This is a genomic window from Anaerococcus vaginalis ATCC 51170, from assembly GCF_000163295.1.
In the GTDB taxonomy this organism is placed as follows: domain Bacteria; phylum Bacillota; class Clostridia; order Tissierellales; family Peptoniphilaceae; genus Anaerococcus; species Anaerococcus vaginalis.
Genome location: NZ_GG700527.1, coordinates 1,400,500 through 1,424,831, shown reverse-complemented (window position 1 = coordinate 1,424,831; position 24,332 = coordinate 1,400,500). Strand labels below are relative to the sequence as shown.

General features: G+C 31.4%; 18 protein-coding genes. 17 read left to right on the top strand and 1 reads right to left on the bottom strand.

The genetic code is table 11. The features are described 5' to 3' along the window. From hydA (HMPREF0078_RS06675) to HMPREF0078_RS06655, 5 genes are all read left to right on the top strand, one after another. Nucleotides 1-1,371, top strand: coding sequence for a dihydropyrimidinase (hydA, locus tag HMPREF0078_RS06675; protein WP_039920590.1), 1,371 nt, complete (start codon nt 1-3; stop codon nt 1,369-1,371). 122 nt (nt 1,372-1,493) lie between these two features. Beyond that, nucleotides 1,494-4,529 carry a putative selenate reductase subunit YgfK gene (ygfK, locus tag HMPREF0078_RS06670; RefSeq protein ID WP_004839381.1) on the top strand — a complete coding sequence of 1,012 codons (3,036 nt, stop codon included), beginning with the start codon at nt 1,494-1,496 and terminating at the stop codon, nt 4,527-4,529. 9 nt (nt 4,530-4,538) lie between these two features. After that, nucleotides 4,539-5,861 (top strand): putative aminohydrolase SsnA, encoded by a 1,323-nt coding sequence (ssnA, locus tag HMPREF0078_RS06665; RefSeq protein ID WP_004839380.1) that lies wholly within the window; start codon nt 4,539-4,541, stop codon nt 5,859-5,861. Between the two features lie 206 nt (nt 5,862-6,067). Next, nucleotides 6,068-7,438 (top strand): uracil-xanthine permease family protein, encoded by a 1,371-nt coding sequence (locus tag HMPREF0078_RS06660; RefSeq protein ID WP_004839379.1) that lies wholly within the window; start codon nt 6,068-6,070, stop codon nt 7,436-7,438. Nucleotides 7,439-7,538: 100 nt separating this feature from the next. Next, nucleotides 7,539-8,945: a uracil-xanthine permease family protein gene (locus HMPREF0078_RS06655; protein ID WP_004839378.1), complete on the top strand. Its 1,407-nt coding sequence runs from the start codon at nt 7,539-7,541 to the stop codon at nt 8,943-8,945. 91 nt (nt 8,946-9,036) lie between these two features. On the opposite strand, the gene HMPREF0078_RS06650 is transcribed toward HMPREF0078_RS06655, so the two are convergent. Further along, nucleotides 9,037-10,275 (bottom strand): MFS transporter, encoded by a 1,239-nt coding sequence (locus tag HMPREF0078_RS06650; protein ID WP_004839377.1) that lies wholly within the window; start codon nt 10,273-10,275, stop codon nt 9,037-9,039. 465 nt (nt 10,276-10,740) lie between these two features. Here HMPREF0078_RS06650 and xdhA point away from each other — a divergent pair, with 465 nt between their 5' ends. The 12 genes from xdhA (at nt 10,741) to HMPREF0078_RS06590 (ending at nt 24,122) form a co-directional block, all read left to right on the top strand. Further along, the gene (gene xdhA, locus HMPREF0078_RS06645; protein WP_004839375.1) at nt 10,741-13,056 is read left to right on the top strand and encodes a xanthine dehydrogenase subunit XdhA; all 2,316 of its coding nucleotides are present in this window, start codon (nt 10,741-10,743) and stop codon (nt 13,054-13,056) included. Nucleotides 13,057-13,068: 12 nt separating this feature from the next. Then, a complete protein-coding gene (gene xdhB / locus HMPREF0078_RS06640; RefSeq protein ID WP_004839374.1) occupies nt 13,069-13,953 on the top strand; it encodes a xanthine dehydrogenase subunit XdhB in 885 nt (294 codons plus the stop codon). Beyond that, nucleotides 13,946-14,545, top strand: a complete 600-nt coding sequence (gene xdhC / locus HMPREF0078_RS06635; protein ID WP_004839373.1) for a xanthine dehydrogenase subunit XdhC — start codon at nt 13,946-13,948, stop codon at nt 14,543-14,545. The genes xdhB and xdhC overlap by 8 nt, the downstream gene beginning before the upstream one ends. A 14-nt stretch (nt 14,546-14,559) precedes the next feature. Further along, nucleotides 14,560-15,942: a dihydropyrimidinase gene (gene hydA / locus HMPREF0078_RS06630; RefSeq protein WP_004839372.1), complete on the top strand. Its 1,383-nt coding sequence runs from the start codon at nt 14,560-14,562 to the stop codon at nt 15,940-15,942. After that, the gene (xdh, locus tag HMPREF0078_RS06625; protein ID WP_198482162.1) at nt 15,942-18,578 is read left to right on the top strand and encodes a selenium-dependent xanthine dehydrogenase; all 2,637 of its coding nucleotides are present in this window, start codon (nt 15,942-15,944) and stop codon (nt 18,576-18,578) included. Before hydA (HMPREF0078_RS06630) ends, xdh begins: the two co-directional genes overlap by 1 nt. A gap of 90 nt (nt 18,579-18,668) precedes the next feature. After that, nucleotides 18,669-19,331 (top strand): selenium cofactor biosynthesis protein YqeC, encoded by a 663-nt coding sequence (gene yqeC, locus HMPREF0078_RS06620; protein ID WP_004839370.1) that lies wholly within the window; start codon nt 18,669-18,671, stop codon nt 19,329-19,331. After that, entirely contained in the window at nt 19,321-19,893 is a 573-nt protein-coding gene (locus HMPREF0078_RS06615; protein WP_004839369.1) for a nucleotidyltransferase family protein, read from the top strand. The genes yqeC and HMPREF0078_RS06615 overlap by 11 nt, the downstream gene beginning before the upstream one ends. After that, on the top strand, nt 19,880-20,701 hold the full coding sequence (gene yqeB / locus HMPREF0078_RS06610) for a selenium-dependent molybdenum cofactor biosynthesis protein YqeB (protein ID WP_004839368.1): 822 nt from the start codon (nt 19,880-19,882) through the stop codon (nt 20,699-20,701). Before HMPREF0078_RS06615 ends, yqeB begins: the two co-directional genes overlap by 14 nt. Further along, entirely contained in the window at nt 20,682-21,458 is a 777-nt protein-coding gene (locus HMPREF0078_RS06605; protein ID WP_004839367.1) for an XdhC family protein, read from the top strand. Before yqeB ends, HMPREF0078_RS06605 begins: the two co-directional genes overlap by 20 nt. A gap of 68 nt (nt 21,459-21,526) precedes the next feature. Beyond that, a complete protein-coding gene (locus HMPREF0078_RS06600; protein ID WP_004839366.1) occupies nt 21,527-22,510 on the top strand; it encodes a molybdopterin-binding protein in 984 nt (327 codons plus the stop codon). Continuing rightward, a complete protein-coding gene (locus HMPREF0078_RS06595) occupies nt 22,510-23,673 on the top strand; it encodes a M20 metallopeptidase family protein (RefSeq protein WP_004839365.1) in 1,164 nt (387 codons plus the stop codon). Before HMPREF0078_RS06600 ends, HMPREF0078_RS06595 begins: the two co-directional genes overlap by 1 nt. Nucleotides 23,674-23,681: 8 nt before the next feature. After that, complete coding sequence (locus HMPREF0078_RS06590) at nt 23,682-24,122, top strand: hypothetical protein (RefSeq protein WP_004839364.1); 441 nt, start codon at nt 23,682-23,684, stop codon at nt 24,120-24,122. Nucleotides 24,123-24,332: the final 210 nt, after the last annotated feature.

Sequence of the window (24,332 nt, the reverse complement as noted above, 5' to 3'; positions counted from 1 at the left end):
ATGTCTTTAATTATTAAAAATGCTAATTTATACGGTGAAAATATAGTAGATATTAAAATAAATGGAGAGAAGATAGAATCTATAGGGTGCAATCTTAATGATGACGAGTGTGAAATATATGATGCGAAAGAAAGACTAACTTTACCAGGAGGCGTAGATGTTCACACCCATATGTCTCTAGATTTAGGTAAATTTGTTGCTGTTGATGATTTTCACACAGGTACAAGAGCTGCTGCTTGTGGAGGAACTACAACAATAGTAGATCATATAGCTTTTGGATCTAAAGAAAGCTATTTTGATGAAATGATAAAAAAATATCATAAAATGGCAAAAGATTTAGCTATAATTGATTACTCTTTTCATGGAGCAATCCAAGATTCAAGAGATAAAACATTGGAATTAATGGAATCATATCATAAAAATGAAGGTATAGTTTCAACAAAAATATACACAACTTATGGTGGAAAACTTAATGATGATAAAATTTTAAAAATATTGAAAAAAGCTAAAGAAACTGGGACAGTAGTATGTGTTCATTGTGAAAATGATGGAGCAATTGCAGAATTAAGAGAAGAGGCAAAGTCAAAGAATGAGTTAGATCCTATTTATCACGCAAAAACTAGACCGGCTGAAACAGAAGCGGAAGCAATCAATAGACTAATTTATTTATCTGAAATAGCAGGATATCCTAAATTATATATAGTTCACACCTCAACGGAATTAGGTTTAAATGAAATAAAAAAGGCTAGAAAAAGAGGAGTTAAAAATTTATATTGTGAGACATGTACTCAATACTTGTTATTAGATGAGCAAAAATATATTGATGGCGGTAATTCTGAAGGAATAAAATATATTATGTCACCTCCTTTAAGAAAAAAATCTGATCAAAATGCTTTATGGCAAGGGATAATTGATGGTGAAGTTAATGTTGTAGCTACAGATCATTGTCCATTTTTTTATGAAACAGAGAAGTTACCTTATAAAGATAATTTTTATGATTGCCCAGGTGGAGCACCAGGTGTTGAAGAAAGATTAGAGCTGATACTATCAGAGGGGTTAAAAAGAGGAATAAGTCTTGATAGATTGATAGAGGTATTAATAGCTAATCCAGCTAAAATATTTGGATTATATCCTAAAAAGGGAAATATTAACCCAAATAGTGATGCTGATATAATAATATTAGAAAAAGAAAAATATGTTATTAAACAAGAAAATAGACATTCAAATGTAGACTATACTTCATATGAGGGGTTTGAGTCCGATTATAAAGTTAAGACAGTATTGTGCAGAGGAAAGTTTGTATTATCAGAAGGGAAATATTTAGGAGTTCCAGGATATGGAAAATTTATAAAAAGAAAATTAGCTAAATAATTTTCAATAAAAATTTTGATAATATTAATATATGAGTTTTTAATTAAGTCTGTATTAAACAATAGAGCGATTTTAAGATTTAAACCTATTAAATTATCATATTATAATTAAGGAGTAAAAAAATGAGTGAATTTATGAGACCTATACCTTTTAAAGACCTAATGAATTGGGCTTTGGAAGAATATAAGAATGAAGGTTCTATTTTTGGAATTAAAAAAGAAAAATTCTACAAAAATGAATCAGGAAAAATGTTAAAAACTGTTTTTGGCGATGAGATTTCATCAGCAGTAGGCCCTGCAGCAGGTCCTCAATCTCAACTTGCCCAAAATATTCTAGCATCCTATCTTGCAGGAGCAAGATTTATTGAATTAAAAACAGTTCAAAAACTTGATGGAGTAGATATACAAAAAGCTGTTGCAAAACCATGTATAAATTCGGAAGATGAATGTTATAACTGTGAATGGTCAACAGAGCTTACAGTAAAAGAAGCTTACAATGAATATGTAAAAGCATATTTTGCAATTATTGCTTTGACAAAAGAATTAAATATTTCTGATAAAAAAGATTTTGCTTACAATATGTCAGTAGGTTATGATCTTGAAGGAATAAAATCTGAAAAAATTGATACATATATTGAAAATTTAAGAAATGCTAAAGACACAGAAGTATTTAAAGAATGTAAATTATATCTTGAAGAAAATATCGATAAATTTTCAAAATTTGATAAAAAAGATTTAGAAAAAATCAGCACAAATATTTGTGATTCTATAACACTTTCAACCCTTCACGGTTGCCCTGCAGAAGAAATTGAAAAAATTGCAACATATCTAATAGATGAAAAGAAAATATCTACATTTATAAAATGTAACCCAACAATGTTAGGTTATGAATATGCAAGAAAAACTCTTGATGATATGGGCTTTGATTATATTTCTTTTACAGATTTCCATTTCAAAGATGACCTTCAATACGAAGATGCAGTTGTTATGATTGAAAGATTATTAGATCTTGCAAAGAAAAATGATCTTGCCTTTGGTGTAAAGCTTACAAATACTTTCCCAGTTGATGTAAAAAGAAATGAACTTCCAGCAGAAGAAATGTATATGTCAGGAAGAGCTCTTCTTCCATTAACTATTTCTATGGCAGCTATGCTTTCAGAAAAATTTGATGGCAAACTTCCAATGTCATACTCTGGCGGGGCTGATGCTAGAAATATTAAAGAAATTTTTGAAGCTTTAGGTCAACCAATTACAGTTGCAACAACAATTCTTAAACCAGGTGGATATTTAAGATTTAACCAATTGGCAAAAGAAACTGAAGATTTATTAAGTGATAAACTACACGATGTTGATGTAGAAAAAACTGTAAAACTTAGAGATAAAATCATAAGCGAGTGGGTTAATAATAAATTATACAGAGAAAAAGTTGGATCAAGAAAAACAAATTCAACTCTTCCACTTACAGATTGCTACAAGGCTCCTTGTAAAGATGGTGGCTGTCCTATCCAACAACAAATTCCTGAATATTTGCAATTAGTTGCTGAATGTGAATACGATAAGGCGATTGAAGTTATTGCGATGGACAATACTGCACCAACAATTCTTGGAAAACTTTGTGCACATTATTGCCAAGATCATTGTACAAGAGTTGACTATGAAAAGAGCCTTCAAATAAGAGATATGAAACTTATAGCAGCTGATAAGGCTCAAGATAAGTTTGTAGAAAATATTAAAGAATCAGAAATAAAATCAGACAAAAAAGTTCTTGTTATAGGAGCAGGTCCTGGTGGAATTGCTGCAGCATCTTATTTAAGAAGAAATGGAATGGATGTTACAGTAAGAGAAAAATTATCAAAACCTTACGGAATTGTAAGCCACGTTATTCCAGAATTTAGAATTTCTGACGAACAAATCGAAAGAGATTACCAAATCGCTGTAAAACAAGGCGTAAAATTTGTTTTTGATTCCGAAGTTACAGAATCTTATGAAGAATTGAAAAAAGATTATGATTATATAATTGCTGCAACAGGTGCTTGGGAGAAGGGAAGATCTCCAGTAAAAGAAGGAAGCGAAAATATCCTTGATGCTCTTGATTTCTTATGGGATGTAAGAATGAATGGCAAGGCAAATGTTGGTAAAAAAGTTGCGGTTGTAGGTGCAGGAGATGTAGCTATGGATTGCACAAGAACTGCAGCAAGACTTGAAGGAGTTGAAAGCGTAGCCTTAGTTTACAGAAGAACAGAAGCTTACATGCCTGCAACTCAAGAAGAAGTGAATGATGTAAAAGAAGAAGGACACAAAATTTATGAATTAGTAGCTCCTTATTCTTATGACGGAAAAGTTTTAAAATGCGAAAAAATGGAACTTGGGGAATTTGATGAATCTGGAAGAAGATCAATCAATTCAACAGGAGAAAAACTTGACCTTGAATTTGATACAGTAATTGGAGCAACAGGAGCAAGAGTAGATACAAGCGCATTCAAAGAAAATAATATTAATTTAGATGATTGGGGCAATGTAAAAACTACAGAAAATTACGAAACAAATATCGACAATGTTTATGTAATTGGAGATTGTAGAGCTGGAGCAAGCACTATTGTAAAAGCAATGGGAGAAGCAAAAGCAGTTTGTCTTGATATTTTAGCAAAAGAAAATCTAGAAAATGATTTTGAAAAATTTGAAGTTAAAGAACAAAACAAAATAATTTTTGAAAAAAGAGGAAGACTTCAAGAAAAAATCCAAGGCAAAAATGAAGGATACAGATGTTTAAAATGTAATCAAATTTGTGAAATGTGTACAGAAGTTTGTCCAAACAGAGCAAACGTGGCTATAAAGGTTGATGGATTTAATAATCTTCATCAAATAATCCACTTAGATGGAATGTGTAATGAATGTGGCAACTGTGGATTCTATTGCCCACACGCAGGACGTCCTTACAAAGATAAACTTACAGTATTTTGGACAAAAGAAGACTTTGATGATTCAACAAATACAGGTTTCTTAAAAGATGGTAATAAATATCTAGTTAGACTTGAAAATGGTAAAGTAATTGAAACAGAAAACTTAGATGATTTGTCAGAAAATATGCAAAAACTAATAAAAGCCATCGAAGAAAACTATGCTTACTATATAAAGCCAAGTGAAATTTTAAATTCATAAGGAGATAAGATGATATTATCAAATTGCCTAATAATTACAAACGATGAAAATAATAATTTTTATGAAAACGGCGCAGTTTATATCAAGGACAAATTAATAGAAGATGTTGGAGAAAATCAGGATATTTTAAAAAAATATCCTGATGAAGAAGTAATTGATTTAAAAGGAAAACTTCTTATGCCAGGAATGATATGTGCTCACTCACACATTTATTCAGCTTATGCAAGAGGAATGGCAGTTTCAAAACCAACAGATAATTTCTTTAATGTTTTAGAAAACTTATGGTGGGCTCTTGATAGAAAGCTTACAACAGAAGATGTAAGATTAAATGCCCTAACAACTTATATGGAATCAATAGCTAATGGAGTTACAACAGTAATTGATCACCATTCAGGACCAAATTCTGTAGAAAATTCTCTATTTACTCTTGGAGAAGCTGCAAAAGAAGTAGGAGTTAGAACAAATCTTTGTTATGAGCTTTCAGATCGTGATGGAGTTGAAATCAGAGATAGGGAAATAAAAGAAAACGTGGATTGGATTAAATATTCTCAAAAAGAAAATGATGATATGCTAAGAGGATTATTTGGACTTCACGCTTCCTTTACCCTTTCAGATGAATCATTAGAAAAAGCTCTTGATGCAATGGATGGAGTTTATAATGGCTTCCACGTTCACGTTGCAGAAGGAATCGAAGACCAATGGGATTGCCAAAGAAAATACGGCAAAAGAATTGTAGAAAGACTAAATGATTTTGGCATAATAAATGAAAATTCCTTAGCTATCCACTGTGTTCATATAAATGGAAGAGAAATGGATATATTAAAGAAAAATAATACACCAGTAATTTTTAATCCAGAATCAAATATGAACAACGCAGTAGGAGTTCCTCCAGTAAATAGATTTTTTGAAAAAGGATTAAAAGTAGGAATAGGAACAGATGCCTATACAAACGATATGTTTGAATCAATGAAAGTTGCAAATATTATCCAAGCTCACAATACCCAAGATCCAACAAAAGGATTTGGAGAAACTTTGGAAATGCAATTTAAAAATAACCCTGACATAGTTTCACATTTCCTAAACAATGAAGTAGGAAGAATTAAAAAGGGAGCTTATGCAGATTTAATTACAATAAATTACGATCCATATACACCAATTAACAAGGACAATTGGGGCGGACATAGTTTATTTGGTTTAACAGGAAGACTTGTAAACGATACAATTATAAATGGAAAATTTGTAATGAAAGATAAAATAATTACAACAGTCGACCAAGCAAAAATCCATGCAGATTCAAGACAAAGAGCTGCAAAAATTTGGAAAAATCTTTAAAATTTATTAAGCTAGTTTGTTTTTTAAACTAGCTTAATAAATAAAATTCTTATTTAAATATTTTATGAACTTATTTTAAAAATATAAGAAAAAAATTTTTTATTAATTTATTTGTTTAAATTATAAGTAAATGTATCATATTATTGGAGTTTAAAAAATTCTAATATAGGATATAGAAAAAAATTATATCAAAAAAAGGAGATGAGATGGAAAAAAAAGAAAAAAACACAAACACGTCCTTGTTTGACATGGATGCAAATCCGAGTTTTAAAAGGAGTTTGCCAATAGCCCTTCAACATTTATTGGCAATGATAGTAGGTAATACACTTCCGGCAATCGTTCTTACAGGGCAATTAGCGAATACAGAATTTGCAGTATCAGCTCAAGATGCAGTTTATTTGATTCAAGCTGGAATGTTTGTAGCCGCAATAGCAACATTTTTGCAATTATACCCAGTATTTAAAGTCGGAGCAAAACTTCCAGTAATTATGGGAGTAAGTTTTGCCTATATTCCAGTTTTGACATCAATAGGAATAAAATATGGAATAGGAGCAGTTTATGGTGCCCAGTTAGTTGGTGGTGTAGTTGCCTTTGTGGTAGGAATGAATATAAAAAGAATTTATAAATTTTTCCCGCCAATGGTTTCAGGAACAGTTGTTTTGACAATTGGACTTTCACTTTATTCTGTTGCCTTAAATTATATGGCAGGAGGAAATGGAAATCCAAACCAAGGGGATTTGGTTTATTGGGGTGTAGCATTTTTAACTTTAGCAGTAACTCTTTGCTGTAATATGTTTGGAAAAGGAATTATAAAACTTGCAGCTATTTTAATAGGAATTGGCGTTGGATATGTTGCGTCAATATTTTTTGGAATCGTTAATTTTGATGGAGTAAAAGAAGCAGCTTGGCTAACTCTACCAAGAATTATGCCATTTAAATTAGAATTTCCAATTGATGCAGTAATTACAATGTCAGTAATGTTTGTTGTAAATTCAATTCAAGCTGTAGGAGATTTATCATCAACAACAGCTGGAGGACTTAATAGAGTTCCAACAGCAGATGAGCTTGAAGGAGGAATTAAAGCAAACGGACTTGCTTCAGTAATTGGTTCATTAATTGGTGGAATGCCAACAGCAACTTACAGTCAAAACGTAGGAATAGTTTCACTAACAAAAGTTGTTGCAAGAAAAGTTTTTGCAATCACAGCAAGCCTTATTCTTGTTGCAGGATTTATTCCAAAATTTGGAGCATTGATGCTTTCAGTTCCACAAGCGGTTATTGGTGGAGCAACAATTACAGTTTTTGCACAAATAACAATGAGCGGAATGAAATTAATAATGTCAGACGAAATGAGCTCAAGAAATGTAACCATAGTAGGACTTGGAATAGCACTTGGAATGGGAATTGTTCAACTAGGCGATCAAGCATTATCACAATTTCCAGATTGGTTTAGAATGGTATTTACATCCTCACCAGTAGTTTTAGCAACTTTAGTAGTTTTCTTATTAAATATAATAATGCCAAAGAAAACTATAGCAGAAGAAGAAGCTGAAAGAAAGGCGATGGATGATAAATAAAAATAATTTTGTTTTAAAAATAAAATTATTATAAGGGGAGTTTTAAAATAGCTCCCTTCCTTACGGAAAAAAATAAAAATAAAAGAGAAGGAAAATTTTTATGGAAAAAGAAAAAAAATTTAGAGGACTTTTTAGTTTCGACGGAGAGGTAACTACAAAAGAGGCGTTGCCACTTGCCTTTCAACACGTTGTGGCAATGATTGCAGGTTGTATTACTCCACCATTAATGCTTGCTGGAGCAAGTGGACTTTCACCAAAAGATACAATTATTTTAATACAAATTGCCCTTATAGGCTCAGCACTTACATCATTGTTGATGATTTATCCAATTAAAATTGTAGGATCAAGACTTCCAATGATATTTGGAGTTTCATTTGCTTATGTACCAACTATGATTGCTCTAGCAAATCAATTTGGAGCACGAGGCCCCGTTGAAGTTGTTGCCATAGTATTGGGAGCACAAATCGTTGGTGGAATTTGTTCAATACTTTTTGGGATCGGATTAAAATACATAATGCCACTATTTCCACCACTTGTTTCAGGAACAGTTGTTCTTGTAATAGGACTTTCACTTTATCCTGTAGCTATGAATTATATGGGAGGAGCAGGAAGCGTAGAAGTTGCTGGCTGGGGAGCTTGGCAAAATTGGTTAGTCGGAGGAATAACTTTAATATTAGGACTTGGCTTTACACATTTTGGAAAAGGAATGTTTAAACTTGCAAATGTATTATTTGCTATGATTATTGGCTACATAATATCAATGTTTTTTGGAATGGTAGATTTTTCTACAGTAAAAGAAGCAGGTTGGATTTCAGTTGTAGAACCACTTCATTTTGGAATTGCTTTTGAACCATCAGCAATAGTTTCAATTACAATTATTTTTATAGTAACAGCAATTGAAGGAATAGGAGATATGACTTCAACAACAGTAGGTGGTATGGATAGAATTCCTACACCAAAAGAATTAAGAGGTGGAATTGTAGGATATGGAGTAGCAAATTTATTTGGAGCATTATTTGGATGCCTACCAACAGCTACATTTTCACAAAATGCAGGAATAGTTTCAATAAATAAGGTAGTAAATAAAAAAGTATTTACACTTGCATCATTAATTATTTTGGTATCAGGACTTGTTCCAAAATTATCATCAATACTTACAACAATTCCTTATCCAGTTTTGGGAGGAGCAACACTTTCAGTTTTTGCAGCAATAACAATGAATGGAGTTAGAATGATAACAAGCCAACCACTAAGCGGAAGAAACACTTCAATAGTTGGAGTTTCAGTAGCACTTGGCGTTGGATTTACTACAGTAGTTGCAAGCGCACAAAATGCTGGCGTTTTCTTTATGCCAGAAGAATTAGCAGTAGCAATCGGATCATCACCAGTTGTACTTGCGACAATTTCTGCAGTTTTAATGAATTTGATAATTCCAGAAAAAGAAGAAGATAAAGCAAAAGAAAATTCTTTAGCAAATCTTGAATTAGAAGAATTAGAAGAAGAATAAAATTTTAAAAGCTTAAAATTTACAATAAAATAAAAGAAAAGTCTATAATATTGTGTAAAATATTTTACGCAATATTATAGACTTTTTTAAATTACTCCAATTTATCATTTTTTAAATTAATTTTAAATAAAGAAGGAATACCAATTGTAAATAATAATAAAAAGATTCCAGCTCCTACAAAAACAGCGTATACTGATATTATTTCAAATAAGTATCCAAATAATAACATACTTAGTGGCAAAGACACTTGAGTTAATGTGTTTAATATACTAAAAACCCTTCCTTGAAATTCTTGAGGGATATTTAGTATAGACCAGCTAGATAGAAGTATATTACATATAGTAATTGAAATACCAATTATTAAGAAATATCCTGCCAATATAATAGACCAACTGTTTTTAGTTAATTCTAATGTTAATAACAAACCTAACACAAAAGTTACTAAAGATATTAAGCTTATAGAATTTCTAGCAATATTTAAAGTTTTTTGGGATTTAATTTTTGATGAAATTAATGAACCTATTAATAAACCTATAGCCAAAATACTATCATTTAAAGCATAATTTTTGCTTGATAAATTTAAAATTTTTATTTCGACAAATGGCAAACCTATATTAACGATACCAAGAATAAAGTTTACCACTAAAACAAAAGCTAAACCAAATACAATTTTTTTGTATTTAAATATAAAATCAATACCATCTTTAAACAAAATTAGTAAGCTTTGACTTTCATTAACTTCTTTCTTTGTATTTTTATTAAAATCAACTTTCCAATAGATTACTAATACCAATAATTCCATAAACATTTCCATGAGTAAAATTCCAATTAATGCAAATTTATCAATAATAAATACTGCTATAATGGGAGATAAAACCATACTTACTGCTTGAATTATTTGTAAATGAGCTCTAAACGATTGAATATCATCTTTATCAACTATATTAATAGTAGAAGAATTTAAGCTTGTAGATAGGATTTGATCGGAAAGTTTTAAAATTATTAACAGACCTATAATATGTATATATTCTATCTCTATTTTTCTACTTGTTATAATAAATAAAAACAGAGAGATAGCACTAAGAAATTGAGAAAATCTAATAATTCTATTTTTATTGTATTTATCAATGGCACTTCCTAAAATAGGCAATAAAAAAATCGCCACTAAAGGTCCTATAATTTGGGAAAGGCTATAAAAAAATATAGAACAATTTAATTTTTTTAAAATATAAAGCCCAAGCACAAAAGAAAGTATGCTACTTCCTAGTTGACCGATAGAGTTTCCTAAAAGAAGTAGCAACTTTGAAAAATTTTTATTTTTTTGATTCAAGATATAATAACCTCTCTTTTTTAAGTTTGCATTAATTAATTTGTTTTTGTATAAGAAATTCTATGTCATAATAATGACGAAATTAATTTTTATCAAACTAAATTATCTAATAATTTCTCATAGCAATATAAATTAAACATACCTTAGTATGAATATTATATCAAAGATAATTATAATTATTTTTAAGAGCATAAAAGAAAAATTTGCTAATGACGGCTTATTTAAGATTATAAAAACAGATTTATATAAATGGAAAGTTCATTAAAAAATTTAAAAATTCTAAATTTTATTAATTCTAAAATATTGTTTGAAAAAATTTTAAAAATTATTTTTGATTTGACTAAAAATTTGCGTAAAAACCTTGAAAACGATTAGTATTTTGTGGTAATATATTATATACAATATACAGTAGAAATGTAAATGTACATAAATTAAAAATGCTTTGAAACATTTTAGGAGGTTAAAATGTATGTAGGAAAAAGTGTTAAAAGAGTAGATGCGTACGATAAAGTAACTGGTCATGCAAAATACACAGAAGACCTTATTATGAAGGGGGCTTATGTTGCTAAAGTTTTGCATTCAACAATTGGTCATGGAAAGGTTATCTCTATTGATACTAAAAAGGCTGAAGAGGTTGAGGGAGTTGTAAAAATTATTACTTGTTTTGATGTGCCAAAACATACTTTCCCAACAGCAGGCCACCCTTGGTCAACTGACAAAAGCCATCAAGATATTGCTGATAGAAGACTTCTAAATGAACACGTTAGATATTATGGCGACGATGTGGCTGTTGTTATTGCAGAAAATGAAGTTTCTGCAAGTCAGGCTTTGAAATTAATTGAAGTTGAATATGAAGAATATGAAGTTGTTTTGGATCCTATTGAATCAATGAATAATGGATTAAGACCAATTCACGATGAATTTCCTGACAATATTTTAGGTCATACTAAAAATCACAGAGGAAATTATGAAGAGGCTATAAAAGAAGAAGGTCTTACAAAAGTTGAAGGCTGGTACGAAACTCCAATCGTTCAACATTCTCATATTGAAAATGGAATTGCTTGTGCTTATGAAGAGCAAGGAAAAATTGTTGTTATTGCTTCAACTCAAATTCCTCACATTGTAAGACGTGTTTGCGGTCAAGCTTTGGGAATTGGCTGGGGAAAAATTAGAATCGTAAAACCATATATTGGTGGAGGTTTTGGTAACAAGCAAGATGCTTTGTATGAACCATTAACAGCTTACCTTACAACTCAAGTTGGCGGTCATCCTGTAAAACTTGATACATCAAGAGAAGAAACTTTTGTTTCAACAAGAACAAGACACTCACAAAAACTTCATATTATTTCTTATGTAAGAGCTGACGGAACTTTTGCTGCAAGAAAATTGGAATTATTTTCTAACAATGGTGCTTATGCATCTCACGGTCATTCAATAGCTGCAAAGGGAACAAATTGTTTCCATCAATTATATCCTTGCGATAATACTCAAGCTGATGGTTATACTGTTTATACAAATCTTCCAACAGCAGGAGCTATGAGAGGATATGGAATTCCACAAACTATGTTTGCTTTTGAATCTCATCTTGATGATGTTGCAAAAGTTATGAATATGGATCCTTTGGAATTGAGAATTCAAAATATAATGCCAAAAGGATTTGTTGATGGTTTCTCAAGAAATGAAAATTATTATGATTCATTTAGAGAAGCAATGGCAGTTGGTAGAAAAGCAATTGACTATGATAAAAAGAAAGAAGAATATAAAAATCAAACTGGAAATATAAGAAGAGGAATAGGACTTGCAACATTTTGGTATAACACAGCAGTTTATCCAATTTCTCTAGAATCTTCTTCTTGTAGAATGGTTTTAAACCAAGACGGTTCAGTTCAAATGCAACTTGGGGAAACTGAAATTGGACAAGGTGGAGATACAGCATTTTCACAAATGGCAGCAGATGCTATTGGTGTAAAAATGGAAGATGTTCATATAGTTTCAACTCAAGATACAGATGTAACTCCATTTGGTTTGGGAGCTTATGCTTCAAGACAAACTTTTGTTTCAAGTTTTTCTATTACAAATACTGCTAGAGTATTTAAAGAAAAAATATTAGATAGGGCAAGTAAAATTTTGGAATATACTCCACACAATCTTGATCTTGTTGATAGTATGATAATAAATAAAATAACTAACAAGCCATTAATGTCTTTAGGAGAACTTGCTACAGAAGCATTGTATAATACTCGTGATAGTGAACATATTTCTGCTGAAGAAACTTATACAATAAGAAATAATGCTTTCTCATTTGGTTGTTCATTTGCAGAAGTTGAAGTTGATATTTCACTTGGAAAAGTTAAACTTCTAAGACTTATAAATGTTCACGATTGTGGTAGACTTATAAATCCTAGACTTGCTGAAGCTCAAGCTCACGGTGGAATGAGTATGGCAGTAGGATATGCTTTATCAGAAGAATTAAAATATAATGATAAGGGACAAATTTTAAATAATAATCTTCTTGATTATAAATTATCAACAACAATGGATCATCCACACTTTGAAGTTTACTTTATAGAAAATCCATCACCAGTTTCACCATTTAATACAAAATCACTTGGCGAACCACCAACTTGTTCTCCAGCTCCAGCAATAAGAAATGCAATTTTAAATGCAACAGGAGTACAAGTTAATAAATGTCCAATGACACCACACGTTTTGTTCCCACTTTTCAAAGAAGCTGGACTAATTGAAAATGATTACGAACAAGATATGGAATATGATGCTTAAAGGAGAAAAATTATGTATGATGTAAAAAGAATTTATGAAGCCTATACAATCGATGAGGCAATACAATTAAAAAAAGAACATCCTGAAGCAAGATATATAGCTGGTGGTTCTGATGTTTTGGTAAAAATTAGAGAAGGAAAAATGGCAGGCCTTGAGCTTATTTCACTTTATCTTATAGATGAGCTTAGGGGAGTTAGTATGGAAGAAGATGGAACAATTAGAATTGGATCTTTAACCAGCTTTACTCACATTACAAATGATGAAATAATTCAAAAATATATAAATACTTTGGGAGAAGCAGTTGACACTGCAGGTGGTCCTCAACTTAGAAATATTGCAACAATTGGTGGAAATATTTGTAACGCAGCTCCATCAGCAGATTCTTGTACAACAGTTATGGCTTATGATGCAATAATTGAATTAAAAGGCGAAAATGGCTACAGAGAAGTTCCTGTAAAAGATTTTTATATAAAATATGCAACAGTAGACATAAGAGAAACTGAAATTGTTACAGCTATAAAAATTAAAAAAGAATCCTACGAAAATCATTACGGACACTATTTTAAATATGCAATGAGAAATGCTATGGATATAGCAACATCAACAGCATCAGCAAATGTAAAGTTTGATGAAAATAATAAAGTAGAAGAAGTAAGAATATCTTATGGAGTTGCAGCTGCAATTCCAGTTAGAGCTTTTGAAGCAGAAAAAACATTGGTAGGAAGAGAACTTACAGATAATAATATAAATGTATTTGCAAAAAAAGCTCTAGATGAATTATCTCCAAGAGATTCATGGAGAGCATCAAAAGCTTTAAGAACACAAATACTTTACGAAATAACCACAAGATGTTTAAAAGAAATTAGAAAAAAACATGAGGAGGGATTAAATGCATAGCAGAGAATATGGACCATACGGCCCAAAACCAGAAGAAAAACTACATTACGAACCTCAATATAAAATTGTAAAATGTAGAATTAATGGAATCAGGGTTACAAAAATGGTTGATGTGAGAGCATCACTTACAGATTTTTTGAGAAATGAATTTGCCCTTACAAGTGTAAAAAAAGGATGCGAAGTTGGAGAATGTGGAGCTTGTGCAGTTTTAATTGACGGCGAAAGCTTTAACTCATGTATTTATCTTGCAATTTGGGCAGAAGGAAAAGATATTTGGACAACAGAAGGCTTGACAGCATCTGATGGTTCACTTTCAATTATCCAACAAGCCTTTGTAGATGAAGCAGCAGTTCAATGTGGTTTTTGTACACCAGGCTTTATAGTTTCTGCAACAGAAATAATTTCAAGAGGAAAATATTACACAATTGATGAGCTAAGAAAAGAATTGGCAAATCACATGTGTAGATGTACAGGTTACGAAAATATTTTAATAGCAGTACAAAAAGCAAATAATATTGAAAATGGTTTTGAAGAAATAGAAGAACATGTAGTAAATCAAATCAAAGAAGAAGATAAAAAAGATTATATGTAAAAGCAGGTGAAGGCGTGTCTATATTGATTAAAAATGGAACGGTAGTTCTAGATGAAAAAATAGAAAATTTAGATATTTATATAGAAGATGAGAAAATCCAAAAAATTGGCAAAAATTTAAACCTAAGTGCTGAAAAAATTATTGATGCCAAAGATAAAATAGTTACGGCAGGTGGAGTAGATGTTCACACCCACATGTCTTTGGATTTGGGAAAATTTGTTGCGTGCGATGATTTTTATACAGGAACACTAGCAGCAAGTTATGGAGCGACAACTACCATTTGTGATCATATAGGAGCTTTAGAAAAAGGAGCAAGCCTTCACAAATTAATCGACCATTATCACGATATTGCAGACGGAAAAGCTGTTATAGATTACTCTTTTCACGGAGCAATGTATGAAGTTAATGATGAATTGATAGAAGAAATAGAGGAATTGATGGATGAGGGAATCCCATCCATCAAAATCTATTCAACTTATGCAGGAAAACTTGAAGATGATGAAATCCTAAGAGTTTTGAAAAAAGCAAAAGAAGTTGGAACAATAGTTTGTGTTCATTGTGAAAACGATGGGCTCATAAAAGAATTGAGAAAAGAGGCGATAGAAGCTGGTAATCTTTCTCCAAAATACCATGCACTTACAAGACCAAATGAAAGCGAAGCAGAAACAATAAATAGACTTGCCTATCTTTCAAAAGTTGCAAATGATCCGAAATTATATATAGTTCACACATCAACCAAAGAAGGACTTGATGAAATAAAAGCAGCAAGAGCCAGAGGTCTTAAAAATATTTATTGCGAAACATGCACCCAATATTTAACTTATGATGAAAGTAAATATATGGATAATCCAAACGAAGAAGCGGTAAAATATATTTGCGCACCTCCCCTTAGAAAAAAATCAGACATTGAAGCCTTGTGGGAGGGAATTAAAAATGGAGATGTGGATGTAATAGCAACTGACCATTGTCCATTTATATATGAGAGCGAAAAAAAACCTTACGCTGATGATTTTACAAAAGCACCAGGAGGAATTCCTGGAGTTGAAGAAAGAATGGAAGTGGTTTTGACTGAAGGCTTAAAAAGAAATATTCCATTAAATAAATTGACAAATCTTTTGTGCAAAAATCCAGCAGAAATTTTTGGATTTTCAAATAAAAAAGGAAGCATAAAAGAAAAAAAAGATGCAGATATAGGAATATTTTCCAAAAAATCCTACACAATAACACAAGAAAACAGACATTCAAAATGTGATTATACAAGCTATGAAGGATACAAAACAGATGTAAAAGTTGATACAGTCATAGCAAAAGGAAAAATTATTTTGGATAAAAATGGATATTATGGAAAAAAAGGCATGGGCAAATTTATAAAAAGAAAATTAGATAAGGAAATATGATGACAAATAAAGATACGATTTTAATAGGAAAAAAAATACAAGGACAGGATCCCTTTATTATAAAAGTTAATGGGAAAACTTATGAAACATACGAAGATAAATCTTTATTAAGATTTCTTAGAGATGACTTAAAATTATTTTCTGTTAAAGATGGTTGTAGCCAAGGAGCTTGTGGAACTTGTACAGTTATAGTTGGAGATATTCACAAAAAATCTTGTATAGTTAGGCTATCAAAATTAAATGGAGAAGAAATTATAACAAACGAAGGTCTATCTCAAAAAGAAAAAGATGCCTTTACATACGCCTTTACTAAGGCAGGAGCTGTCCAATGCGGTTTTTGTATTCCTGGAATGGTTATGAGTGGAGCAAGTTTAATAAGAACAAATCCAAATCCTACAGAAATAGAAATAAGAGAAGCCATAAAAGGAAATATTTGTAGGTGCACAGGCTACAAAAAAATCGTTGATGGAATAACTTTAGCCGGAAAAATTTTAAGAGGCGAAGAAGAAATAAAGAATGAGGAAAGTGAATCTTTTGTTGGAGCAAGAGCCGACAGAATTGATGCAAAAGAAAAAATTCTTGGAACAGGAACTTATGCGGATGATATAGAACTTCCAAATATGACTTACGGTTCTTGTGTAAGAAGTAAATTCCCAAGAGCAAGACTTTTAAGTCTTGATACAAGCGAGGCGGAAAAACTTGATGGAGTTGTTGGAGTTCTTACTGCAAAAGATTTGCCAGTACAAAAAGTTGGACACATTCAAAGAGATTGGCCAGTATTTATTGATGTTGGACAAACAACAGCTTCCCTTGCAGATGCATTTTGTTTTGTGGTTGCAGAAGATGAAAAAACTTTGGAAAAAGCAAAAAAACTTGTAAAAGTTGAGCTTGAAGAATTAAAGCCAGTTAGCTCAATCAAAGACGCTATGGCAGAAGATGCACCACAAGTTCACGAAGGCGTTGACAATCTTTGCCAACAAAGACACGTTTCTCGTGGAGATGCAAAAAAAGCTTTGGCAAATTCAAAATATACAGCAACATTTACTTACAAAACTCCACTTGGCGAACACGCATTTCTTGAACCAGAATGTTGCGTGGCAGAACCATACAAGGATGGAGTAAGAGTTTATTCATCCGACCAATCAGTTTATGATACAAGAAGAGAATTGTCAATTATGTTTGACTGGGAAGATACTCCAGAAAGAATTGTCGTAGTAAATCCATTTGTCGGCGGAGGATTTGGTGGAAAAGAGGACATGAGTGTTCAACCACCAGCAGCTCTAGCGGCTTATCTTTTCAAAAGACCAGTAAAACATAAATTTACAAGAGATGAATCATTAAGATGGCATCCAAAACGCCACCCAATGGAAGGAACCTTTACAATCGGTTGCGATGAAAATGGAATTTTCCAAGGAATGGAATGTGAAATTTATTTTGATACAGGAGCCTATGCTTCACTTTGTGGACCAGTTTTGGAAAGAGCTTGTACTCACTCAGTAGGTCCTTACAATTATCAAAATACAGATATAAAAGGCTACGGATATTATACAAACAATCCTACAGCAGGAGCTTTTAGAGGATTTGGAGTTTGCCAATCAAATTTTGCAATGGAATCAAACATAAATATTTTAGCAGAAAAAGTTGGAATTTCTCCTTGGGAAATTAGATACAGAAATGCAATAAAACCAGGCGAAGTTCTTCCAAACGGACAAATCGCTGACAGATCTACTGCAATGGTTGAATGTCTTGAGGCTGTAAAAGATATTTATGAAAAAAATAAAGACCATGCAGGAATTGCAGTTGCTATGAAAAATGCTGGAGTCGGCGTTGGACTAAAAGATATTGGTAGGGTAAAAATTGTTGTTGAAAAAGATTTTGTAAAAGTATTTTCTGGAGCAACTTGTATAGGTCAAGGTGTTGGTACAATTATTTTACAAATGGTTGGAAAGGCAACAGGACTTCCATATCACAAAATAAAAGTTATGCCACCAAGCACTTTAACAAGTCCAGATTCTGGAACAACATCAGGTTCAAGACACACTCTTATAACTGGTGAGGCTGCAAAAAAATGTGCAGAACAACTTGCAAAAGATTTAGAAAACCATAGCCTTGAAGAGCTTGATAAAAAAGAATATTTTTACGAATATGATGACCCAACAGACCCACTTGGATCAGATAAACCAAATCCAAAATCACATATTGCCTACGGCTTTGCAGCTCATGTTGTAGTTTTAGATGATGATGGAAAAGTTACAGATGTTTATGCTGCTCACGATTCTGGAAAAGTTGTAAATCCTACAACAATTGAAGGACAAATCGAAGGTGGCGTTATTATGAGTCTTGGTTATGCTTTGACAGAAGATTTGAAAGTTCAAAATTCTGTTTTAAAAGCAAAATATGGAACAATGGGCTTGTGGAAAGCACCAGATGCTCCAAATATTCATACGATTTTAATTGAAAAAGATGAATTGTTAGACCTTGCTTACGGAGCAAAAGGAATTGGAGAAATTGCAACAATTCCAACAGCACCAGCAGTTCAAGGAGCATATTATGCAATGGACCATGATTTAAGATTGGAACTTCCATTAAGAGATACAGCTTACGTAAAAAATAAAAAGAAAATTATAAAAAAATAGGAGAATAAAGGATTGTGAATTTCACAGTCCTTTAATTTATTTTATTATGGAAAAAAATTAGATGAGATTTTACAAATCAAAAAAAATGATGTGATTTCTATTACAGGATCTGGTGGCAAGACTTCTCTTATGTTTTATCTTGCAAATATTTTAAAGAAAAAAGGTTCGGTTTTAATCACTACTTCTACAAAAATAAAAGTTCCAGAAAAAGACCAAGTCGATGAACTTTTTTTGTCCTTTGATGATTATGTAAAAAAAGATTATAAAAATAAAATAGTTGCTATTGGGCAAAAGCTTGATGGAGTTAATAAATTAAAATCTATTGGAGAAAATAATTTGAAAATTATCGCAAAAGATTTTGATTATATTATAATAGAAGCAGATGGATGTAGAAATCTTCCCCTAAAATTTTGGAAAGAATATGAACCAGTAGTTTATGATTTTACAGATAAACTTGTTGGAATTTTTTCTATAAAAGTTTATGGAAAAGAAATTTTTCCTGATTTTATTTATAATTTTGATGAATTTAGGGAGAATATAAAAAGTGATATTGTAGATGAAGAAGTTTTTGAAAAATTAATAAAATCTGGAATTTTTGGAGATTTTTGCGGAGAAAAATTTATTTTCTTTAACCAAGCTGATAGTATTTTTGAGATAAATCAAGCAAAAGGGGTAATAAATTATTTAAGAGAGAAAATAAATTTGAAATATTTTTATGGATCAATTTTAAAGGAGAAATATTATGAAAATTAGTGCAATTATTATGGCGTCTGGACTTTCTAAAAGAATGGGAGAAAATAAACTTTTACTTGATTTTAAGGGCGACAAACTTTATGAATGGGTTCTTGATTTGGTAGAAGAAATTGATTTTGATGATGTTATCCTTGTTTCATCTTATGATGAAATTCTTGAATCTGCCAAAAAAAGAGGCTTTAAGGCTATTTTCAATGATAACAATGAAGTTGGCAAATCTGCATCAATTAAGCTTGGAGTTTTAAATTGTGATAAGGATTCTGCTATGATGTTTTTTGTAGCTGACCAACCATTATTAAAAGTTGAAACTGTTAATAAATTAATTGAAAAATATAAGGAAAATCAATTGATTACCTATCCAAGAACTGAAAAAAGAAGGGGAGCTCCTGTAATTTTCTCACCAGAATATAGGGAAGGTCTTTTGTCTTTAGATTTTGACCAAGGCGGAATGATTTTGGTTAAGGATGATAATAAAAATGAAGTTAAAATTGACGATATTAAAGAATTGTGGGATATTGATACCTACAAAAATTTGGAGGAATTAGAAGATGCCGCTAAATAATATTGTAGTTTTTAGGGGCGGTGGCGATGTTGCAACTGGTTCTATCCAAAAATTATTTAGAACTGGTTTTAAGGTTTTGGTTTTGGAGATGGAAAAACCACTTTGTATAAGAAGATATGTCTCAACTGCCCAAGCAATTTTTGATGGAGAAGTACAAATTGAAGATTTTACAGCTAGAAAAGTAGAAAATCTTGACCAAATCAAAAAGGCCTGGGATGAAAATGTAGTTCCGGTTTTGATTGATCCAAAAGCTGAAATTATAAAGGAATTAAAACCTATGGCTGTGGTTGATGGAACTCTTGCCAAAAAAAATATTGGAACAAATAAAAATATGGCTGACATTACAATTGCTCTTGGACCTGGTTATGAGGCAGGAGTTGATGTTGATTATGTAATTGAAACAAACAGGGGCCATGATCTTGGTAGATTAATTTTTGAAGGTTTTGCTGAAAAAAATACGGGAATTCCTGGAAATATTAAAGGTTTTACAAGTGAAAGAATTTTAAGAGCAGTAGATGAGGGAGAAATCCAAGTTATTGAAGATATTGGCTCTGTTGTAAAAAAAGACCAAGTTGTCGCTCTTGTAAATGGAAAAGAAATAAAATCACAACTTGATGGAATGGTTAGGGGCATGATTGGAAATGGCTCTTATGTTACAAAGAATTTAAAAATTGGGGATGTTGATCCAAGAGTTATTCCAAAAAATGCAAAAACTATTTCTGATAAGGCAAGACTTATTGGAGGGGGCTGCCTTGAGGCTATTCTTATAGGAAAAAGGAGAATTGAAAATGGACATACAAATTCTTAAAAATATTGTAGAAAAACTTGATGGGGGAGAAAATGTTGCTTTGGTAATTCTTACAGAAACCAAAGGTTCAGCTCCCGGCAAGGACAATTCTTCTATGGCAGTATTTGAAAATGGAGAAATTTCTGGAACAATCGGCGGTGGTCCTATAGAGTTTGACCTTATTAAACAAGCAAAAAAAGCCTTAGAAGATGACGAAGAAAAATCTTTTGATTACACTTTAAATGAAAAACAAGAAGTGAAAATGTCTTGTGGTGGAAGAAATAAGGGTTATATAAAAATTTTTAGGGCAAATCCCAGTTTGATTATTTTTGGGGCAGGCCATGTTGGACAAAAGCTTGCAAGAGTTGCTGTAAATACAAATTTTGACGTGACAATAGTCGACCAAAGAGAAGATTTCAAAAATAAAAAAGATTTGGAAAATATAAAAGAATTTGTAATTTCTAATCCGAAAGATTTTGCATCAAAATATAAATTTAACAAAAATACCTACATTTTAATTTGCACACCAGATTATGACGAGGAAGTTTTGGAAAATGTAATTGACAAAGATTATAAATTCCTAGGTATGATTGGTTCAAAAAGAAAGGTAAAAAGAGTTTTTGACAATTTAAAAGAAAAGGGAGTTAGTGAAGATTTACTTAAAAAAGTTCACGCCCCAGTAGGCTATGATATTGACGATGGAAGCGTTGAGGAAATTGCAATTTCAATTTTATCCTTGATGATTTCAATAAAAAACAATAAAGTAATAGAAAATTAGAAAATTACAAACCATTAAATATTTAATGGTTTGTAATTTTTTGGAAAAATTTATAAACAGGAGAATTTATGCTAAAAAAAATAAAAGTAGAAGACGCAGTGGGTCATGTGCTTTTTCATGATTTAACTGGAATAAAAGCAAGTGGCTTTAAAGGCGTACTTTTTAAAAGAGGCCATGTAATCCAAAAAGAAGATATAGAAAAATTAAAAGATATTGGAAAAGAGAATATATTTGTGGGAGAGCTTGACCAAGGTTTTGTCCACGAAGAAGATGCAATAAAAGAAGTGGCAGATGATTTGATTGGAGAAAATATTTCCTATTCTAATCCATCAGAAGGAAAAATTGGCTTTAAAAGTAAGACCTATGGACTTTTTGTGATAAACAGAAAGGGACTTTTTGATCTAAATATGGAAGGAGATTACACCTTTGCAACAATTGCCTCATATTCAATTGTAAATGAGGGAGACAATTTGGTTGGAGGAAGGATTGTTCCGCTTTTTACAGAAAAAGAGCAAGTTAATAATATTAAAAAAATCGCCAAAAAATATGAGCCGATTTTTCAAGTAAAAAAATTTCAAAAATTAAAAGTTGGAGTGATAATTACGGGAAATGAGGTTTTTACAGGAAGAATAGAAGATATGTTTGAGCCTGTAGTTAGGGAAAAATTATCCCACTTTGACCATGAACTTCTTGGAATTGAAAAATGTCCAGATGACAAAGAATATATAGAAAAAGTTTGTAAAAAATATCTAGAAGACGACGCTGACCTTGTTATATTTTCTGGTGGAATGAGCGTGGATCCTGACGATATAACTCCATCAACCATAAAAGATTTATCTGATAAATTTATCATCCAAGGAATGCCAGTTCAACCAGGAAATATGCTCACTCTTGGTATGAGGGGAAAAACTTATTTACTTGGAGTTCCGGGCGCAAGTATGCATTCAAAATTTACAAGTTTTGACATATTTTTGCCAAGAATTTTTGCAAAAATCGACCTTAAAAAAGAAGATTTTATTGAACTTGGAGAGGGAGGACTTTTAAACAGATAATGCTTGAAATTTCAAATGAAGATTTAGAAGAAATAATAAAAATTAGACACGATATTCACATGCACCCAGAAGTTTCAGAAAATGAATTTAGAACAACAAAAATTATTAGAGAATTTTTGGAAAAAATTGATGGGATAGAAATTATAGATTTTCCAATAGAAACTGGTTTGATTGCAAGGCTAAATACTGGAAAAAATGGAGAAGTAATTGGTATTAGGGCAGATATTGACGCTCTTTTACAAAAAGAAGAAACAGAAATTTCCTATAAATCAAAAAATGATAAGATCATGCACGCTTGTGGCCACGATTATCACACCTCAGTTGTCCTTGCCATATCCAAACTTTTATCAAAAAATAAGGAAAAATTAAAAGGCGATGTGGTTTTTATTTTCCAAAAATCAGAAGAAATAACGACAGGCGCCAAGGAATATTTGGATAAGGGACTTTTTGAAAAGGTAAAAATTGACAAGATTTTGGGCCTTCACAATTGGCCAGAAATTGATTATGGCAAGGTCGTTTTAAAAAAAGGCCCCCTTATGAGCACAAAAGTCAATTTTAAAATTGAAATTATTGGAAAGGGCCAACACGGATCTATGCCACATTTAAATATTGACCCAATTGTCTGCGCGTCAAATATAGTTATGGCCCTTCAAACAATTATTTCAAGAAACACAAATCCATTTGACTCTACAGTTTTATCCGTAAATTCCATAAATGGAGGTTCAGAAGACAATCTAGTTGTCGATAGGACCCATCTGTCTGCAACAATAAGATCACTTTCAGAAAAATCTTTGGAAAAATCAGTAAAAAGAATGGAAGAAATAGTAAAAAATATAGCCTGTGCCTATGAGTGTAAGTACGAAATAAAATACACAGAAAAAATTCCCCTAGTCTATAACCCAGAAGAAATGTACGAAAAAGTTTTAAAATCAGCAAAAAAAATTTTGGGAGAAGAAAATATAATAAAAGAAGGACAAACCATGGCAAGCGAAGATTTTGCCTTTTATATGAAAAAAGTCCCAGGATTTTTCTATTGGTTTGGAAGCGGAGAAGAAAATCATAAAAAAGAAGCCCTCCACAGCAAAAATTTTTACTGCTCAGATAAGGCGATAAAGCCAGCGGTAGAAGTTATGGCAAATGCAGTTTTGGATTTACAAAAATAGGAGGGGACATGTTAAAAAATAAAAAATATTACAATTTAGTTAAAAAACAATTAGAAAAAGATAAAATTTTAGAAAATTTTGAAAAAATAAATGGGAAAATTACAAATGTGATGGAAATAGATGTAATAAATCTTCCAAAAAATTTAAACATAGACCAAAAAGAAGACCATGAAAATGGAATCTATGCCTTTGGGGCAAGTTTTTTAAATAGGGAATATGAAGTAGGAATCCTTATTGATATAGAAGCAATAAAACCCTTATCCCCATTTTGGCTAGAAAAAGAAAAGAAAAATATAAACAAAAAAGATTTGAAATTTTTCCTAGAAAGCCTAGCAGAAAACTTAGAAGAAGGAAAAACAAATTTCCCAATCTTTGTTTTCTACAACAATAAAAACAAATTATCCATAAGCCCCCAAAGAGTAAATCCTTTGGATATATTAAAAAAATAAGAGCAAAAGTTCTTCAGAGCGTAGACAAACCCTCAAGCACGAATATCGGACTTCAAAAATTGTTGATTTCTAAATTCCAAAATTCTAAAAACGCAAACTCGCTAACGCTCAAACAGTGCGTTTTTTGACGAATTTTAAAATTTGAAATCAAATCAATTTTTTCCGTATGATATTCTTAGCATGAGGATTTGTATACTTTGTCAACAGTAT

What these genes read in the sequence shown, in the direction of transcription:
- ssnA (WP_004839380.1), top strand. Translation starts at nt 4,539, where the DNA reads ATGATATTATCAAATTGCCTAATAATTACAAACGATGAAAATAATAAT.
- ygfK (WP_004839381.1), top strand. Translation starts at nt 1,494, where the DNA reads ATGAGTGAATTTATGAGACCTATACCTTTTAAAGACCTAATGAATTGG.
- HMPREF0078_RS06600 (WP_004839366.1), top strand. Translation starts at nt 21,527, where the DNA reads ATGCTAAAAAAAATAAAAGTAGAAGACGCAGTGGGTCATGTGCTTTTT.
- HMPREF0078_RS06660 (WP_004839379.1), top strand. Translation starts at nt 6,068, where the DNA reads ATGGAAAAAAAAGAAAAAAACACAAACACGTCCTTGTTTGACATGGAT.
- xdh (WP_198482162.1), top strand. Translation starts at nt 15,942, where the DNA reads ATGACAAATAAAGATACGATTTTAATAGGAAAAAAAATACAAGGACAG.
- xdhB (WP_004839374.1), top strand. Translation starts at nt 13,069, where the DNA reads ATGTATGATGTAAAAAGAATTTATGAAGCCTATACAATCGATGAGGCA.
- xdhC (WP_004839373.1), top strand. Translation starts at nt 13,946, where the DNA reads ATGCATAGCAGAGAATATGGACCATACGGCCCAAAACCAGAAGAAAAA.
- xdhA (WP_004839375.1), top strand. Translation starts at nt 10,741, where the DNA reads ATGTATGTAGGAAAAAGTGTTAAAAGAGTAGATGCGTACGATAAAGTA.
- HMPREF0078_RS06590 (WP_004839364.1), top strand. Translation starts at nt 23,682, where the DNA reads ATGTTAAAAAATAAAAAATATTACAATTTAGTTAAAAAACAATTAGAA.
- HMPREF0078_RS06655 (WP_004839378.1), top strand. Translation starts at nt 7,539, where the DNA reads ATGGAAAAAGAAAAAAAATTTAGAGGACTTTTTAGTTTCGACGGAGAG.
- HMPREF0078_RS06595 (WP_004839365.1), top strand. Translation starts at nt 22,510, where the DNA reads ATGCTTGAAATTTCAAATGAAGATTTAGAAGAAATAATAAAAATTAGA.
- hydA (WP_039920590.1), top strand. Translation starts at nt 1, where the DNA reads ATGTCTTTAATTATTAAAAATGCTAATTTATACGGTGAAAATATAGTA.
- HMPREF0078_RS06615 (WP_004839369.1), top strand. Translation starts at nt 19,321, where the DNA reads ATGAAAATTAGTGCAATTATTATGGCGTCTGGACTTTCTAAAAGAATG.
- HMPREF0078_RS06605 (WP_004839367.1), top strand. Translation starts at nt 20,682, where the DNA reads ATGGACATACAAATTCTTAAAAATATTGTAGAAAAACTTGATGGGGGA.
- yqeB (WP_004839368.1), top strand. Translation starts at nt 19,880, where the DNA reads ATGCCGCTAAATAATATTGTAGTTTTTAGGGGCGGTGGCGATGTTGCA.